The 18,182-nt window shown below is 50.3% G+C and carries 15 protein-coding genes and 1 tRNA gene; 10 read left to right on the forward strand and 6 right to left on the reverse strand.

The genetic code is table 11. From position 1 onward, the window contains the following. Positions 1 to 123: 123 nt before the first annotated feature. The 4 genes from AABA21_RS19275 to AABA21_RS19290 form a co-directional block, all read right to left on the reverse strand. Positions 124 to 195: transfer RNA gene (locus AABA21_RS19275), tRNA-Arg, on the reverse strand. A 237-nt stretch (positions 196 to 432) separates the two neighbouring features. Further along, complete coding sequence (locus tag AABA21_RS19280; RefSeq protein WP_338253048.1) at positions 433 to 1,407, reverse strand: tyrosine-type recombinase/integrase; 975 nt, start codon at positions 1,405 to 1,407, stop codon at positions 433 to 435. Next, positions 1,397 to 2,893: a hypothetical protein gene (locus AABA21_RS19285; protein WP_338253050.1), complete on the reverse strand. Its 1,497-nt coding sequence runs from the start codon at positions 2,891 to 2,893 to the stop codon at positions 1,397 to 1,399. Before AABA21_RS19285 ends, AABA21_RS19280 begins: the two co-directional genes overlap by 11 nt. Positions 2,894 to 3,916: 1,023 nt before the next feature. Beyond that, positions 3,917 to 4,156, reverse strand: a complete 240-nt coding sequence (locus AABA21_RS19290; RefSeq protein ID WP_338253052.1) for a hypothetical protein — start codon at positions 4,154 to 4,156, stop codon at positions 3,917 to 3,919. 202 nt (positions 4,157 to 4,358) lie between these two features. Here AABA21_RS19290 and AABA21_RS19295 point away from each other — a divergent pair, with 202 nt between their 5' ends. The 9 genes from AABA21_RS19295 (at position 4,359) to AABA21_RS19335 (ending at position 13,820) form a co-directional block, all read left to right on the forward strand. Then, positions 4,359 to 5,204: a hypothetical protein gene (locus tag AABA21_RS19295; protein WP_338253053.1), complete on the forward strand. Its 846-nt coding sequence runs from the start codon at positions 4,359 to 4,361 to the stop codon at positions 5,202 to 5,204. 10 nt (positions 5,205 to 5,214) lie between these two features. After that, positions 5,215 to 5,829 carry an SRPBCC family protein gene (locus tag AABA21_RS19300; RefSeq protein WP_338253055.1) on the forward strand — a complete coding sequence of 205 codons (615 nt, stop codon included), beginning with the start codon at positions 5,215 to 5,217 and terminating at the stop codon, positions 5,827 to 5,829. A 278-nt stretch (positions 5,830 to 6,107) separates the two neighbouring features. Next, positions 6,108 to 6,449, forward strand: coding sequence for a hypothetical protein (locus tag AABA21_RS19305; RefSeq protein WP_338253057.1), 342 nt, complete (start codon positions 6,108 to 6,110; stop codon positions 6,447 to 6,449). 744 nt (positions 6,450 to 7,193) lie between these two features. Next, the gene (locus tag AABA21_RS19310) at positions 7,194 to 7,844 is read left to right on the forward strand and encodes an SRPBCC family protein (protein WP_338253059.1); all 651 of its coding nucleotides are present in this window, start codon (positions 7,194 to 7,196) and stop codon (positions 7,842 to 7,844) included. Positions 7,845 to 8,024: 180 nt separating this feature from the next. After that, complete coding sequence (locus tag AABA21_RS19315) at positions 8,025 to 8,810, forward strand: ComEA family DNA-binding protein (RefSeq protein ID WP_338253061.1); 786 nt, start codon at positions 8,025 to 8,027, stop codon at positions 8,808 to 8,810. Positions 8,811 to 9,066: 256 nt separating this feature from the next. Further along, on the forward strand, positions 9,067 to 10,161 hold the full coding sequence (locus tag AABA21_RS19320; protein ID WP_338253064.1) for an RRXRR domain-containing protein: 1,095 nt from the start codon (positions 9,067 to 9,069) through the stop codon (positions 10,159 to 10,161). Between the two features lies 1 nt (position 10,162). Then, entirely contained in the window at positions 10,163 to 10,417 is a 255-nt protein-coding gene (locus AABA21_RS19325) for a hypothetical protein (RefSeq protein ID WP_338253066.1), read from the forward strand. Between the two features lie 84 nt (positions 10,418 to 10,501). Beyond that, positions 10,502 to 13,003, forward strand: coding sequence for a ComEC/Rec2 family competence protein (locus AABA21_RS19330; RefSeq protein WP_338253068.1), 2,502 nt, complete (start codon positions 10,502 to 10,504; stop codon positions 13,001 to 13,003). Between the two features lie 166 nt (positions 13,004 to 13,169). Next, positions 13,170 to 13,820, forward strand: a complete 651-nt coding sequence (locus AABA21_RS19335; protein ID WP_338253070.1) for a zinc ribbon domain-containing protein — start codon at positions 13,170 to 13,172, stop codon at positions 13,818 to 13,820. Positions 13,821 to 13,987: 167 nt separating this feature from the next. Here AABA21_RS19335 and AABA21_RS19340 read toward each other — a convergent pair whose 3' ends face one another. Both AABA21_RS19340 and AABA21_RS19345 read right to left on the reverse strand, forming a co-directional pair. Continuing rightward, complete coding sequence (locus AABA21_RS19340; protein WP_338253072.1) at positions 13,988 to 15,001, reverse strand: tyrosine-type recombinase/integrase; 1,014 nt, start codon at positions 14,999 to 15,001, stop codon at positions 13,988 to 13,990. Positions 15,002 to 15,327: 326 nt separating this feature from the next. Continuing rightward, on the reverse strand, positions 15,328 to 15,753 hold the full coding sequence (locus tag AABA21_RS19345) for a hypothetical protein (RefSeq protein WP_338253074.1): 426 nt from the start codon (positions 15,751 to 15,753) through the stop codon (positions 15,328 to 15,330). A gap of 473 nt (positions 15,754 to 16,226) precedes the next feature. On the opposite strand from AABA21_RS19345, the gene AABA21_RS19350 reads away from it, so the two are divergent. Next, positions 16,227 to 18,167: a sensor histidine kinase gene (locus tag AABA21_RS19350; protein ID WP_338253076.1), complete on the forward strand. Its 1,941-nt coding sequence runs from the start codon at positions 16,227 to 16,229 to the stop codon at positions 18,165 to 18,167. Positions 18,168 to 18,182 lie beyond the last annotated feature (15 nt).

Genomic DNA, 18,182 nt, shown 5'->3' on the forward strand with positions numbered 1-18,182 from the left:
TTTGGTGTCTAGAAAGTGCCTTCTAGACACCCGGTCTAGGTAAAAAAGAGGCCCAAACAGGGGGTTGTCCACGTCCTCCCGTTTGAGTCCTTTTGGCTTCTGGAGCCGTTTTATATTGTAGAGTGTTCCCGACTGGAATCGAACCAGCGCACCCGGTTCCGGAGACCGGTGCTCTATCCACTGAGCTACGGGAACTTCATCAAGGAGTATACCATATTCGTCAAGCTTTCTCAAGTCGCATCTCAAGCCCGATAGCACCACATCAAAGCAAAACCCCTTAGAGCCTGTTTTTGCAGCACTTTCACGATGTCTTGTGCTCTCAACAGTCAATAAGGGATGTTTTGTGCCCTACCCTAAAGCAAAGCCAGAGGCTTATGCAGGCTATATGCAGAGCAAAAAACTAGACCGTATTGTCCGGTGCCCTACGACATATCAGTCGAACAAGGCATCAGATCTACGAAACCTCTCTCTCTTCATTTCACGTACGCGATTGACAGGAGACAGAGTATCATGATCGCGCCTGGCCTCTCGACTTTGAAATGATTTCAGGTATTCTTCTGTAGTTTTAATGTCACTGTGTCCCAGCAGGCGCGAGAGCTTATAGACATCACCGCCATTCTTGAGGTACATGATCGCAAAAGTATGCCGGAACGTATGAGGAGATACGCGCACCTCAGAGAGGCCAGCCCTTTCACCAGCATCAGATATCAAACGAGCCACGCCGCTACGAGTCAAAGGCTCACCAGCTCGATTGATGAACAAGAGCTGTTCATTCTCATCAGATGTATCCCTGAACTTATGAACATACTTCCAGACGCACTTGATTGTGTCAGAGTGCACGCCCACTTCACGTTCCTTACGGCCCTTGCCCAGGACTCTAACGTAGTCCTTATGAACGTCCTGCAAGCGCAGACCGCACAATTCAGACACCCGAACGCCAGTGTCCAGGAGCAGCATCATTATGGTATAGTCCCTGTACCCACGCTCAGTGCGCAAGTCGCAGGCGCTAAACAATGCCTTAATCTGATCCTCGCTAAAAGTAGTGATGACATACTCACCGACTTTCGGCCTCTCCAACTTTGTAGCGGGATCAGTCTTTAACAGATCCTCACTCACACACCAGCTAAAGAAGCCCTTTATAACCTGCACATAGCCCTTGACCGTGATCTCTGACACGTTATTATTCGTACGCGATTTCATGGCCTGGACATGGAGAACAAACGCACGCAGATGCATCAAAGTGACTGATTTCAGATCCTTAGTACTTTGCTGTTCCAACATGTAAGCACAAAAGAAGCGCAATTTTTGCTCATACCATTCAATTGTCCTATGAGAAAAGCCTTTCGACTTACATCTAACAATGTAGCCGTCTATAGCATCCTTGATCTGAAGAGCTTTACGAGCCATAAGACACCCCCTCAATGTGATAAAGCACGCGCTTTTTATGGACAACTTCCGAGTAGTCTTTTTGTCGCTGGAGCATATATTCTTCTGCTAAACGGTAGTAGGCAGACAAGCTATCCGAGAAATCCGCTTCTACATCAGCAGGCAAACCCTCATCAGAATGAGCGCGCCAGGCTTCAAACGTTGACATACAGCCAGTCAATTGTGCGACCATCCGATTCATATTGACTTGCCGCTTCCGTTCCCGAATGTACGGAGCCAGGTTAAACAAGCGCGGATCGACCACAGGCGCAACATAATCAGGCTGTTTAAACGCCGACTTCTTCACTTTCTTCCCAGGAGACTTTGCTGTTTGCATCGGATGCTCTTCCAGGTACGCATCGACCTCGGCCAGCAATTCTTCTTTTTCTCGCTCCTCTCGTTCATACTCAGACTCTTCCAGCTCAGGAACTGCAAACGCCGATTGAATGACCTGCCAGTCTGGATGCACCTCCCATCGAGAGCGGTTGACATCCGTGTCACTGGGAACCACATAGCGGAGCCAGCCATCCGGCAGCCCATCAGCACCGCCGTCAACGTGTCCCACAGCATACCCCCATAGGCCAGCTATGTACGTTTCCAGTATGAAGGCATCCTCGATCCCATGAAACAAGACTTCCTCATGCTCTTCGCCATCCGTGACGACCTGGGCGACCTGCTTCATTTCCCGCAACGCCGGACGCCGGAAGCGCATCTCGTGGCGGATGACCTGCATATCTTCGCTGTACTCAAAACCCTGAACACGTGCAGCCTCACGCCAGAGATCAAAGAACCAGGACTTCTCAGGCGACTGATATTTAATCTCGTGCGTTTTGTCGTAGATCAGCGCCGAGATAGCAGCTCCACGGGCACCAAACGGCAAGCCAGTAATCCGACCCCAACGACGGTTAATCTCTTCCGGTCCATCCACAAACCCATCACCCAGGCAACCAGGACGCTCTTTTGATGCTTGCGCACGAGTGATAAAACATTCCTTGATGTCATCAGCACACGGCAACTGAAAATGCAGCGTGTCCACCGCCAGATCGAGCGCAGACACTTGAAGACTGATGAAGTCACCAAAGACCTGTGTCAGGAAGAAAAAGACACTGTTGACGATCGTGCTGATATCACGGACTTTCCATAGATATTCAGAGGAGCAACGCACCTGTGCACACAAGTTCATCTTTGAGCTCCGATTGACACACAGGTTGATACTCTCGTTTCTCATGATCCAGTTGAAGCCCTCACCACCTTTCGTCATCATCAGCAGTGGCCGACCATCAAAGACAAAGCGCGTCGGAATGTTTTCCTCTTCCTCTTGTGCCAGATCCTTGAGGGCTTGCAGCTCTTCCTTAAGCTCATCAGACAGCTTTTTCTTCACGATCTGATAATTGCTATCCGTCTGGTAGACATTCAGATACAAAGTATCCAGGAAGGCACCTAATATCTTGACCAAGCTTTCAGTCATATCCACCTCTTTTCCTTATATTTCATCCCTTACACAGAACAGTGATAGAATAGTAGGAAACAAGCTCATCAGGAGTGACTGTGTATGTTTCCATCACAAAAAAAACAGGTTTTTTACTCATCAGTTCTGTTAGCGATTTTATTCATAGCAATGGTGCTCCTGGAGTATGTGGAACTTGTTAACTGGATAAAGGCAGTTGTTGTCTCAACCCTCGTATTTCTATTAATAGCATTAGTAACTCGATTAATACATAAATTCACGAATAGCAGGATTAAGAGAACAAACAAAGACACCTCTCAAGAGACTCCCCAATCACCAAGCGGCCAGTGATGTATTTTGAGCGGTCCGGTTTACTTGCTGGACCGCTAAGGCCAGCGATGAGCCACGTGAGCAAAAGACCGTGTGGCGTCTGGCGTGCAATGAGAATCCGACCAGGACGGGCGCGTGGCGCATGGCGCAAAAAGAGAACAGAGAACCAACAAGAGAAAAGAATGACGTGTCGAGAGAAAATGCCATCGAGTAAGCGGCGTCTGGCGTCTGGCGTCAGTCTTAGACCGTCTATCAGCAATCGGGCGATTTGAAGGGAATGGTGCGTCGGCGATTGAGCATGAGCGCGTGAGTGTGAGCGTGATCATAAAGGAACGGTGTGAGGGCCAGCGTGTCTCGTGACTAGCGTCTCCACCTGGATGCCTGTGATATGCACTCCATGCCGACGGTGCCAAGGTGATATACGCAGGACTTCATCACGCGCACCGTCGCATTCCGAGCTTATCACAGGCATCCAGGTAGTACGCTTGCTTCGCACCGTCACGGCGCAACGCTGGAAGCGCGTGAACGTTGTATGCCTCAGGAAGCCAGATAATGCCGCAGGACTTTTTTTGCTTGACCGTTTCGCTTGCCCCCTGGCAGTCCGGCGTACAGGCGTGCAGGCGTGCAAGAAGCTTCGACGCGAGAGATGAATGCAAACTGCCTGACGATAGGCCGCAGCAGTATCGTCAGGCAGTGTATACAAATAAACAATCATTAAGCAACCTCGATGCTAGCATGAAAGGCAGCCAGTTTATTGATCTTAGTGCACAGGCGCTCAGCAGAGCGACGATCCGCAAATGTTGCATGTTGTCTGGAGTTGGCATCAGAAACACCGTGAATATGTTTCGTGCAAGAGCACACAGCATAAAACTTCCCATCATGTCCAACAGAAAAATACATACATGAAGGCGTTACATGAAACTGAAATTGTTTACCCAAGTGCTGTACTTGCATATCAATATCCTTCCTTGATCGGCTCGCTAGCAATTGCGGAAATTTCATCTAACACTTCCTAAGCATATTATATAATTTCAGAAATTTCAGCTAATTTATGGGCAGTTTTTACCTCAGATTAAAAATCTTCTCAAAGTTTCAGAAATGTTGTATAATTCTAGAAATACATAAAGAGGCCAGATGTAATCGGGAGGAAGCAATAATGACAGAACTTTTGACATCGAGTGAAGCCAGGGCACTGCTAGGGAATATGTCCCCAAGCAGCTTTAAAAATTTAGTTGATAGCGGAAAGATAAGAAAAGTTACACCTCCTGGGAAATCACAGGGTAAGTACATCCAGGAAGATGTGCTAAAAATGGCTGTAGAGTTAAAGCCTTTTATCGAGGCAGAACAGAGCAGCAGGCAACAGCGAAGACAGGCAGGAAGTTACAAAGAAAATCCTAGCCATCCAGCTGCTACCGACTGGGCCAGGGCCAGCGACCTCCCTTACATGCTTGCATATGATTATGAGATGTATGGAGTAGAAAACACAGTAGACATCTCTATCACTCATAAGTGGTGGGAGAAAAACCCCTATATGGCAAGGCTATTATTTAATGCTGACGATCGCCGGGAGATATGGGGAGGCATAACTATTATGCCGATGAAAGAAGAAACAATCTTCCGCATCCTACGCGATGAGATAACGGAGCGGGACATCACAGCAGACGACATCTTGACCTATGAGCCTGGCCGCGAATATATCGGTTATGTGGCATCGGCCACCGTCAAAAAGGAATACGCGACGCACTTCAGAGAACTGCTACAAAGTGTTTTCGCATTCGCCTGTGAGCAGTATCCAGACATCAAGGTAACGAAACTCTATGCGTATGCATCCAGCCCTGAAGGGTGGGACTTAATTAAGCGTCTGTTTTTTTCACCCAGGAAAGATCTTGATAGAAACGCATTCGAGCTGGACCTGTTCGAGAGGAACCCTTCACCTTATCTAAAATCGTTTCATCAATGCCTGAAAAGCAAAGGTGCAAACATTTTTGAACCAGAATGGTAAAAGGAGCGTAATGGACATTACTAAACGTATCGAGGTTGAACGCTCACAGGAAAAGGTTTTTCTCTGGATGCTTCAACCGCAGCACATCGCTCAGTTGATCACTCCGGATTATACAAAAGATTTCACGCTCTATACGAAGAGGCCTGTTCCTCCCGAGGAGGTCGAAAGGGTCGCCAGACATAAGCGGTGGCAGGAACAAGCCGAGACGGTCATTGAGATAGAAGACCTTTCGACGCCAGCATTACAAGCTGGGACCACATTTCGGTACACCATGAGGGCAAAAAACCGTTCTGAAGAATTCCCTACCTCGATAGTGATGGGGAGAAATACAGTCACCATAACAAAATCCGTCCCATTCCGCTTTTTCTCGTTTAGAACAGCGAAAATTGCGTCTGCACTGAATTGCCGTCTGACCTTTCAAGCTCAAGGTGACAGAACCATCATCATCTATCATCAATCGTATCGTTTTTCTGCAAAGGTCGTCAGAAGGATAGGTGGTATTCTCTTATCGCCAGTAATACGCATCGATGGTCCTACTAAATCAGAGTTTGAGGAGGCTTATCAATTGATGGCACAGCATCGATTACTCCAGGCTAAAGATCAAATGGAAGCCGAAATCAACTAAAAAAGACCAAGTCTTGTGCTCTATAAGTGCACATGGCTTGGTTTTTTCCTGCTCATAGAAACGCATTCGAGCTGGACCTGTTCGAGAGGAACCCTTCACCTTATCTAAAATCGTTTCATCAATGCCTGAAAAGCAAAGGTGCAAACATTTTTGAACCAGCATGGTAGGTGAAGATTTAAAGCAAGAAATGGTGGTTTTTCCTATGATACTTTCAATGAAGCCTTGTGAATGCTTCGAACGTTGATAGATGTATTAATATATGAGAGGCGACGGCGGAGATGGTCAAACAAGATTGGTTTTCAATTGATGAAGGACGAACTATCGGCACAGAAGGAACTGAGCAAGGCATTATTCTTCAGGATGAAGAATATGTTCAAGGCGCGCGGATCACCTTGGAACAATGCCACTATCCTCCTTTTGCGATTACCTGTGGGATCTACGGTTGGATGGTTCACACAACATTCGCTTCATCCATGAATGAAGCACGGGAAAAGCTTGAAGCGATGAAAAAGAGTCTAGAAGAAATCTATCAGCTCATCCCCACTCTTGATGACGTGGAGCTAGAGGCAAAAATCCAAAACGTAACGCAAGCACTCGAAGCATTTGTGAGTGAATTTTAATGTCCTCTTCAATCTGCGTCTGCCTTCTCACACGTGTTAGATATGATGTAGGACCCGTTAATGGAGCAAGGCAATACCTGCTTTCCCATACATCATGCGCTTACGGATCTTAGTTAAAGGCAAAGAGCATCTTGAAGAGGCTACCATCGATTTTGATAGTTATGAGGATGATAAGATCGTTGACTATATGCTTGAGTAAACCTAGATAATACCTATCATCCTTATTGATAAAAAGACCAAGTCTTGTGCTCTATAAATGCACATGGCTTGGTCTTTTTTTATGCACAGAAGCGCGTCAATACTTGCTTGAGATGCATATAATTTCAGAAATTTCAACCAGCAGAACCGGTGCTCTTGATGAAATTTCAAAACGTGGAGCGGCTTGAGAGGCTGAAAAAATGGTGTATCTAATCCGGAGACCGGTGCTCTATCCACTGAGCTACGGGAACTTCATCAAGGAGTATACCATATTCGTCAAGCTTTCTCAAGTCGCATCTCAAGCCACATAACACCATATCAAAGCAAAACCCTTTAGAGCCTGTTTTTGTAGCACTTTCACGATGTCCTGTGCTCTCAATAGTCAATAAGCGATGTTTTGTGCCTTACTCTAAAGCAGAGCCAGATGCCTATGTAGACTATATCCAGACCATATTGCCCGGTGGCGTAGGACATATCCATCAAATAAGGCATCAGATCTACGGAATCCTCTCTTTATTTCATGCAAGATAATGCAAAAGGAGTATAATGGACATTACTAAACGTATTGAGGTTGAACTATCACAAGAAAAGGTTTTTCTCTGGATGCTTCAACCGCAGCACATCGCTCAGTTGATCACTCTGGATTATACAAAAGATTTCACACTCTATACGAAAAAGTCTGTTCGTCCTGAGGAGGTCGAAATTGTCGCCAGACATAAGCGGTGGCAGGAACAAGCCGAGACAGTCATTGAGATAGAAGACCTTTCGACGCCAGCATTGCAAGCTGGGACCACATTTCGGTACGCCATGAGGGCAAAAAGCCACTCTGAAGAATTCCCTGCCTCGATAGTGATGGGGAGAAATACAGTCACCATAACAAAATCTGTCCCGTTCCGCTTTTTCTCGTTCAGAACAGCGAAAATTGCATCTGCACTGAATTGCAGTCTGACTTTTCAAGCTCAAGGTGACAGAACCATCATCATCTATCATCAATCGTATCGTTTTTCTGCAAAGATCGTCAGGAGGATAGGTGGTATTCTCCTAACTCCATCTCCGGTAGTGCGCACTCTCTTATATCCAGTAGTGCGCAGCAATATTACTAAATCAGATCTTTCAGAGCTTGAGGAGTATTATCAATTGATGGCACAGCATCGATTACTGCAGGCTAAAGACCAGATGGAAGCCGAAGTCAACTAAAAAACCCAGGGCATTATGCTCTTGAAGAGCACAAGGCCTGGTTTTTTTGCTAGTCTCTGCATATCGTGCTTGAGATATTTAGAAAATCACTAATTTTATGTATTGATATACATAGAGGTATTTGTTATGCTTTGCGGGCGATGATTAGTGTGGTGTGTGGATAGAAGGGAGCAGTAGTCTATGATGCCTTTTCAACCTCTTTCAACTCCTCCTCGTACGACGTCTTTGTATGATATTTCTGAGCAGCAGACGTTGACCGACGCGGTCTCGTCAGGTGAGCCAGAGGTCATTCCTGTGCCTATCCCTGCGGACGCGGATGGGGAGTCGGCACTGGCGCCCGAGTCGACTGCTGTTCTGCTGAAAAAGCGGTACCGTTCGTGGATGCTGCCTTTGGTGCTAATTGTAGCTCTGGCCGGCGGTATTTTCTGGCTCTGGCGGCCGGCTACCACTATGCCAGCATCACCGCCAGTACTGCCAACTGTCAGTGCTACAGCTGAGAATACTGGTGATACTTCAACAGCGAGTAACGCTGATAGTGGAAATATCCTGGTCTATATTACGGGAGCGGTCGCGCATCCTGGTGTCTATACGCTAAGCAATCAGGCGCGCGTGTATCAATTGCTGCAGGCCGCTGGCGGTCCACTGCCAGGCGCTAATCTGACCGCGCTGAACCTGGCGACGCATCTCAGCGATGGGCAGGAGATCTACGTGCTTCATGCCAATGAGACACCAGTATCCAGTGGATCAGCCGCTAGCACTGCCACGAGCACGCCTGGTGGCAAGGTAAATGTGAATACAGCCAGCGCGGATGAATTGCGCCAGGGATTGCAAATCAGCAGTACATCCGCGCAAAAAATTGTTACTTATCGGCTACAACATGGTCCATACTTATCCGTAGATACGTTATCACAGGTACTGAGTAAAACTGTCTATACAAAAATAAAGGATCTGGTAACCATAGCATGACAATTACACGTCATGGACCCCATGCCTCTGCGGCAGGGGCTTGTCGAAGGGCTAAGACAACGTAAGTCATGTCTAGTGAGCTACTTCGGTAGCAGTCGCGGGATGGGCTAATGTTCAAGAACGTTCGAGTACCCCCCTCGCTTGAACCTCTTCTAGCCGCGCCCAAGCTGGCACCCTTTGGGGTTAAGCCCGTCCTCGCTCTCACGAAGGGGAATATTACCCTGGCTTTGACCAGGAGGAAGGAAATCCTTCACCTATGCGCATACCTGTTGTTGATTGTCGTGGCGTCGCACTGATGCCTTGTACCTCTGCGAAAGCACGACAGTTATTCAAGAGTGGACATGCTCGTCCAAAACGCAATCGGCTTGGCATGTTCTTTGTCCAGTTGCGCTACGAGCAGGAACCAAATAATCAACCTCTTGTCGTCGGGGTTGATCCCGGCAGTGCATTCGAAGGCTTGAGTGTCGTTGGCACCCATGATACGGTGCTTCACCTCATGGTGGAAGCGCCTACGCATGTCAAAGATGCCATGGAAACCCGCAGAACCATGCGTCGAGCACGTCGGAATCGCAAATGGCGTCGTCCCATGCGTTCACACAATCGTCTCAATCGGAGAAAACGCATCCCACCATCGACACGAAGCCGATGGGAAGCCAAGGCTCGCATTGTGGCTCATCTTACACACATTCTCCCCCTGACGGATACGGTGATAGAGGATGTGCAAGCGGTCACCAGAAATGGGAAAGGAGGCACATGGAATCGCTCATTTAGTCCGGTCCAGGTTGGCAAAGACCATCTGTATCGATTACTCGCTGACATGGGGTTGCAGGTGCATCTCAAGCAAGGATGGGGAACCAAACAATTGCGCGAGAAGTATGGCCTCAAGAAAACAAAGCAGAAAGCCAAACGAAGCTTTGAGTCGCATTGCGTGGATAGTTGGGTCTTAGCAGCTTCAGAGAGTGGGGCAGAAAAACCGACCTGCCAACGGCTCTGGTATGTGATTGGAGCCGTGTTGCACCGTCGCCAACTCCATCGTTTGCAAGCCTCAAAAGGAGGTGTGCGCAAGCCCTATGGGGGCACGCGTTCACTTGGCTTGAAGCGTGGAACGTTGGTGTATCACGCAACATATGGCCTCTGTACAGTAGGTGGCTTTGATCGCAAAAAGCAAACGGTGAGCTTGCATGCCGATCGAACGAACACGCGTCTCACACAGGGAGCGAAGCCTGCTACATGCAACGTCAAAACGTGGGTTGCATGGCGTAGTTGGCTTGTCCCCCAAAAAGAAAGAAAGGAGCGGCTTTGTTTCCTCCCCATGACTGAAGTCAGGGATCTCCACAAAGCCGAGTTTTAAGATGGCGTTGCTGCAAGGCGCGGTCTGGGTTGTGTGTCTATTGTTGGGTATAGGCGTGGGAACATTGCTGGGGCGCTGGCTGGGCGCGTTGCTAGGCTGGATGGTGGCGACGTCGCTGGACCTGAATATTATGAGAGGAGGACGACTGGGCAAGCGCCTGGGTATGTTGATTGGCATCGGCATCGGTGCCGCTATCGCGGCTTTCTATGCCAATCAACTGGTAACCTTGATGGCACACCAGTTCACGGCCCACTAAGCAACGGCGGCCCGACTTCAACATGCTGAATGGGCGCGAAAAATCTACAAGCGTTTGAGATGGTAGTGTGGGGAGGAGGAAGTAATGGACAAAACTTGGCCGGAGCCAGCCTCTGTTCCTGGGTTTGCGCTGCCCGGGTTGTCCGTTGTGGTTGCTGGCAGCGGCTGGTTGGCCGGTATCCTACTAGCCGCCTGGTTTGCAGCATTCTCGCCATTCTTACTCCTCTGCGCGGCGATAGGAGCCCTGCTGGCCCTCGCCTATTACTGGCGAACACGTACCATACGCCAGCCGCTGCTGGCGCTGCTATTTCTCATTCTGGGGGCCTGGCGCTATACAGGTGTCCTTCCCGCCAATGATCCCTTGTCCATCGCGCATCAGGTTAGTTCCAGGGTAGTAAAGGTTCAGGGTACGGTCAGTGATGAGCCGCGTCTGGAAGGTCGGACCCGTCTTTTAAAGGTGGCGGTGGAGGGGATTACCACACCGGGCAGCACTGCCTGGCAGGCGGTACACGGTACGATTGAGGTTCAGATCAGTGGGACCAGTATTGAAGATATCTATGGCGCCAATTATGGTGATCAACTGACGCTCCAGGGAAAGCTTGGCGCGCCTCCTCCCCATGGTCCAGCGGATGTGCTGGCGCAGATGACGTTTCCACGGCTCACCATCACCGGTCATGGTGGCAATTCGCTCGTAGCCTGGCTCTATCACTGGCGCGTTCAATTCATGACGTTAATCGAGCAGTCCCTCCCCCAGCCATACGCGGCCTTACTGGTCGCGATCGTGCTCGGCCTGCGTACACAACAACTCGGGCCGCTGAGCCAGGCCTTTAATGTTACAGGAACTGCCCACCTCATTGTTCCATCAGGATTCAAAGTTACGTTGGCGGCAGGACTGGTCGCTAGCTGTATGCGCTGGCTTTATGAAGGTTGGCTGGCGACAAAGATTGGCGGATCCAGGGTAAGGAGCTGGCAACGCTGGCTCAGCACCATTATCGTGCTGCTCAGCATCGGCGCGTATACCATCCTGAGCGGCGCTGGCTCAGCGGCCATTCGTTCAGGAGTGATGGGATGCCTGCTGGTGCTGGCTCCTCGGCTGGGTCGTAGCTACAATATTTATACCGCCCTGGCCTTTACGGCCATGGGCATGAGCCTGCTCGATCCATTGGTGTTGTGGGATACAGGCTTCCAGCTCTCTTTTCTGGGGACACTGGGTATCGTACTCTTTACGCCCCATATCCAACGACCTCTGCATCCACTCACCCGCTTACCCGGAGGTCATTTTCTGGTAGAGACCGGCGCTGTGACGCTAGCGGCACAGTTGGCAACGCTACCCATCTTCGCCCTGACCTTCCAGCAGATTTCGTTCATCGCACCCATCGCCAATATGCTCACCGTACCGTTGCTGGGGATAGTTATTACCCTTGGCCTGCTCCTCTGCGCAGTGGGACTGATCTCAACGCTGGCGGCAGCTATCTGTGGCTGGCTGGTCTGGCCGCTGCTGTGGTATATGAGTCAGAGCATCCTTATCTGCGCATCCATTCCCGGTGCCTACCTGAGCGTCACTACGCTGGATAGCCGCCTGGCCTGGCTGTATTATCTCCCTCTCTCCCTATGGCTGCTCTTTCTATTGAAACACCGGTCCAGCTATCCAGCCGGTGAGAAACCCAATATCCCCAGGGAATCACGCTCAAATTGGGGGCGGCGCTTACTCTACGCGGGCATAGCAATTACCATTATCGCAACTACCGCTATCGCCAGCCTGCCCTCACAGGCCACAGGAACAACCATCATCGACTTCTTGCGCGTTGGTCCCACCGGCAAGCCCGCGCAGGGTGAAGCGATCTTTATCCGTACGGCAGACGCGAAAACGATATTGATCGATGGCGGACTGGATGTGCCATCCCTTTCTCAGGCGTTAGATAACCGTCTCCCATCCTGGCAGCGTTCCCTGGATCTGGTTATCTTAACGGTTCCGCGCACCGATCATCTGCTGGGATTACAGGATGTGGTGACGCGCTATCGTGTTGGTACAGTGGTTGATGGGGGCATGCTCCATCCTTCGGCCACCTATGCCCGCTGGCGGCAGACGATTCAGGAGCAACAGCTTCCCTATCAATCTCTGACACGTGGAAACGTACTGGCGGTGGGAAAATATACGTCGCTGCAGATCATGTGGCCGGGTGCGCAGCTCCATCCCAGCAACAGCATACAGGATAATACGCTGGTTATACGCCTCATGGCCCCCGGTATCCGGCTACTCTTGCTGGGTACGGCAGCGCAGAGCCAGTATGCCCTTTCTCAGTTGAGCAGTCAAACGACATCGGGTGCGCTCGGTGCTGATATTGTTCAGATTGTTGGCGATGGTCAGCAACCGGTGCGCAAAGAATTGAGTCTCCTCGTTCAGCAGGCCCATCCATCTCTGTTGATCGAAACCCCTCCGGCAAAGCAAAAGAAAGGCCAGGCAACAGATGTAACCGCCATAAAGCTACCAGAAACGCTATCCCATATTCATACTGTAAATGTAGGGAAAGCGGGTACAATTGAAGTTACAGGTGATGCTCAAGGATGGAAGGTAGCCCCACCATAACGGGTCCGCTGGCGCCTTGCATCTACAACCTATATCTTTTGCGTACGTACAAGTAAGTAATCAAATACATACGGCACATGGACATGCGACAGCGGATACTGTCAGAGTGTATTAGAGGCCGTAAAAACCTGCGCGTCCATTGATAGTAAGAGGGACTTGGCTAACCATGTTTTGTACACGTTGCGGAAAAGAAATAGCAGAGACAACCAGGATATGCCCGGCATGTGGAAGCAGCACCGGCAATGAGCAGCCACATACATCATATGGCGCATATCCGCCACTTGAAAACGGGTCGCCCACATCCCGGCAGCGACAAAACGTTGTACCACCAATCCAGGAGCCAGCACCACGTGGTCCAGGTCAGAGCTCGTATCGTCCTCCCTACTCCAATGGCTATACCGCCTCACCTCCACCTTATCAGCAACCACCAACGTACCAGGCTACATTTACCGCCTATGCACCGCCTGCAGATGGAGCCAGCGCATTTACCGTCACCCAAAGAGATAATACGGCCCTGATAACAGAATTTATTTTATCGCTGATCGGCATCTTTGGGGTTGGCTGGCTCATGACGCGTGAAACAACGGTTGGATCGATCCTGCTAGTATGCAGTTTCTTCCTCTACTGGCCTTTAATGATCCTTGGCACCCTGTTTACGCTTGGCTTCGGGCTGATCTGCCTGGGACCGCTGGCCATTGGAGCCATTATTCTCAATGTTGTACTGCTCAACAATGCCATCAAGCGTAAAGCTACCCACTTCGTCATCACACCCCAGCCTCCTCAAAGAATGACGGTACCACCGCAGCGCTACTCATAAAAACACTGTTGGGAAACATAGGCGCACCAGAGTGCTCCCTATTTAATGTGTCGGTGGCACCTGGTGCGAATGCACCAGGTGCCACCGACACATTAAAACCAATTGCGGCCGCGCATGCGGACGCCTATGCGGAGGCGCCCACGTACGCAAACAAGAAGAGTGCCCCGCTACTTAGCGGGAAAAGCCAGGCGGCGATACTTTTCTTTTGACTCCAGCCAGGCTTCATCTGAGAGGCCCAACTTTTCACGCAGGCCATCCAGCGAGATACCATCGCGCAACTGCTGTACAGCAAAGGTGTCACGCAACAGTTGCAGGGTCACGCGCTTCTTGATGTTGGCGGCGCTCACTGCCCTGGCCAGAATATAATTCAGGTTGCGATCGGTACAGGGAAAGACCACATCTGTCACATGGTAGTCCTGCTGATAGCGGTGGAAGATATCTGTAAACTCAGCTGGCAAGGCGATGCGGCGCTCGCGATGCTGCTTGTTTGTGGAGGCGGCAAAACGAATGGAGACCAGGGGATTATGGGGATCGATCAGATCGATATGGTGAACCTTGAGCCCCATCACCTCTTCTTTTTTCAGGCCGGCTCGTAAGATAAGATACACCAGGCAGTGGCAGCGGGCGTCCTCCTGGGCCGCCTCCATCAACTGCCGAACTTCATCGTCCGTAAGGAGTTCAGGGAGCGGCGGCTGTGGTCGCTCCAGTGTCAGGCTGGCGGACGGATTCTCGCGAATAATATGCTCACGCTCCAGCCAGGTAAAAAAGTTCTTCAGAAATGTGACGCGACGAGCCATTGTCTTAGGGGCCGGGGTCATACCGGGCGTGCCAAACTTCAGCTTCATCAGCCAATCCGTCACGTTCTCTTTCGTAATACGACCAACTGGGATATCAGCGCCCATAAAATCTATCAGCATCTTCAGATCCGAGAGAAAGCATGTCACAGTGTAATTAGATTTGCCGCGCAGCATCAATTCCTGACGATACGGTCCCGCGCAGGCGGCCAGGCTGGTCTGCTCGTTCAGAGCAGCCATGTGCTCGGGTGGAGACGCAGGTGCTTCAGACTCATCGAATTGATCGTCAAGCACAATGGGGGTTCCGAAAAGATTGTCCTGTTCAATGGGTGCTTCTTCGGTTTGCACCGCGATAGGTTGTGTTTCCTGCTCAGAATCCTTCTGCATTTTAGCTCCTCATTGCTTTATATATTCCACTTGCACATTTGTATGGAGTCGCAACCGATGGTATTCCTATAATGTGCCGCATTGGTACAGGAAAACGTCTCGATGCACACGTCCATCAATGCTCTCTTATTGCCTCATGCCACATGCTTATGCATTTCATTATAGCAGAAGATGAAAAGATAGCAAAGCATCTCATACTCATTCAAGGCAATTCTTCATGCATAAAAAAAACACCTTCCAGATCGCAACTATCCAGAAGGTGCCGCACACAATGCGCTACAGTCACATTGATATTTAACTTTTATCTATATAAAAAAGGCCTGGCGCTACTCGCGCTCGGCATCCAGGTCTTCGGCATCCCACTCTTCGTCTTCGTCTTCATCCTCATAATCATCATCGAGATATTCAAGGTCTGAATATGAGTAATCAGTTAAATACGACTCTCGACGAATCTGGATGGTCGGCTGAATGACAGGAAAAGGCTTCAATCCGTTTAACGCATTCGGGCCTTCCATCTGCATCTCGGGCATAGGAGAACTTTCTCTCACCAGAACATTTTCTGCTATGGCTACCGACTCAAACCCCAGGCGCCGCAGGTCCATTACCATTCCAGGCCAGATGTCTTCAGAGTCGACAGCCCACCACTCACGACCCATGTAGCGCACCGGTCGGACGCGCAACGGTCGGTTCCCCAGATCGTTCAGAATCGCTATCTGACGACCCGATGGTTTGTTAGCTTGTTTTGATCCCACTTAGCACCTCCATAAAGTTTTGGTGGTGACACCTGATCCTTGAAGATCTATTCCAGGATATACGTAAACTCTTACTCCTAACGGTCTTATGATACCTCGTTTTTCTCCGTAACTCAAGAGCAGATAAGGGTTTTCATTAATATTCACATCAATATGGGAGATATCTCGGTGTCAGGAATACCTATATATGATTATACGTCCATACTACATAATTTTTTTCAGGGTTCGCAAATCTGGCATTACTCCAGGGTCATTTAAAAGTCTTTCCTTGCTGCCTTCGGCGGCGCGAAAAAAAGAGAAGCCGGATGGAGCGCTTCCAAATTTACTGTTCACATACTATAACACTCCGAACGTCTTCGATATTCCAGCCACGTGAGCTCATCTACATTGACTCGCCCTGTAAAACAGGGCATAATTGAGAAGATTAGGATGAATCTACAATACAGGTTCAAATCATAAAGGCGGCAGTTGCCATGATGCAAGCGAGAAATTTTTTCCGTGCACGAAACGTGCCCCGCTCAACCTTACGGCGGCTCCGTGTTATACCCAGTTACTTCTTTCTGGTCTGGCGCTGGAGCATGTGGCTCTATGCGCTTATCGTTATTATCTTCGCCCATTCTACATATATTGATAGCCAGGCAATCAAATACGGGTCAATGGCAACCCTTCTACTGGTCATTACATTCATCGAAACCCTGATCGTCACCCTCTATGCCCCTGTGCTGCGTATCCTGTTTCCGCGCTTACTCTCAGGGCCGGTGCGCTCCCCAAAGGGCCAACCCGGCTCCTTTCGACATCGGCAAGAGGACGAAGAAGGAGAAGCCGAGCTCATTCCGCCCCTGGCGCAGACACGCAATCATTATTGGAATATCACTATTTATACTATGGATGTCATTATCTGTGGACTCGTCATGTATTTTAGCGCGCCATTTTTGAATCCGCCATTCGGTCTTGGCTCACCATTCTATCGCTATGGGATGTCGACCGTTTTCGCGGCCGCGGCGGCGTTCCGCTACCGGGGTGGCCTGCTGGCCGCCCTGGGCTATGATCTGTTCGCGCTGCTGGGCCTGTTCATCCATGCGCCCGGCGCAGTCAACTATACGCCAAACGCGGTCGATATCGCGGGCTCGCTCGTCGATACGCCCATTGTGGCCATCCTGGTCGCCTACTTATCTAACTTGTTAGAAAACTACGCACGTAGCAAACGGCAAGAACGGGAGAATGCACGCACGCAGGCCGCGCTGGTCCACATTGGTGAGGCGCTGCTCCAGGGTAGCGGCGATCGTCAACAACTATTGCAGCGCAGCCTCAAATCTATTCAGAGAGGCCGTTTTGACCGCCTGACCATCGCCCTGATCGATCTTGCACGCGACGATACGACCGCCCGTGTACCGCTTCACCTGGCACCTATGTTGATCCGTCAGGAAAATACGTTTACAGTGGATCAACTGCCAGATAACAGCACCCGGCTCATCCAGAAGGTGCTGCAGACCAAACAAAAATTGCTGACGTTTGAACCGATTGAGCAAGAGAACAGAGGCATCGCGCGCCTGTATCTGCCCCTGCTCAAGGATGAGCATGCACAACTGGTGCTGGGAGCCGAAAGCCTGCGCATGACGCCATTCAACATGCAGCACGAGAAGTTTTTGACCATTGCTGGGACCCAGCTGCTGGTAGCGCTAGATAATATTCGCCTGGCCGAACAGACGGTCCGGCTGGCTGCGGATGCCGAACGTGGGCGTATCGCCCGTGAGATTCATGATGGGATCGCGCAGCTGACGTATATGCTGAGCCTGCAGGCGGAAACGTGCCAGGCACAGGCGCAACGCATCATAGAGGCGTCGGAAGAGGATGCCGAGCTGCTCTCTCCACTGGCGGAACGCCTGAGCAAGATGGTCATGATCTCCAAGCAGGCCCTGTGGGAGACGCGCAACTATATGTTCTCGCTCAAACCATTAATGAGCGGCACCACGACCCTGACGCAGATGCTGAGCAACCAACTGCGCGAGTTTGAGGCGATCAGCGATATCCCCACCCAGTTACACCTAGAAGGGTCAGACGATATATATGATGAGGCACGCCTCCGCTCGCGCCGCTATGCGCAGATAGGAACGACGTTCTTTCGCATCGTGCAAGAAGCATTGACCAACGCCTATAAGCATGCCGGGGCCAGCCAGCTCGATGTCGTGATACGCTATCAACCAGAGCAGATTGAAGTTGATATCCGCGACAATGGTCGTGGCTTTCCCTTATCCGATATGCGAGATATTCGACAGACACCTGAAGCACCGCAGATTCTCTCCGGCCACGGCATAAAAGGCATGCGTGAACGTGCCAGCGAGCTTGGGGGGCACTTCACCATCGTACCACAGCCAGACGGTGGCACAACCGTCCGTGTCGGCATACCTTTCTAAACAGAAAAAGGAGTT

The organism is Dictyobacter halimunensis, from assembly GCF_036245075.1.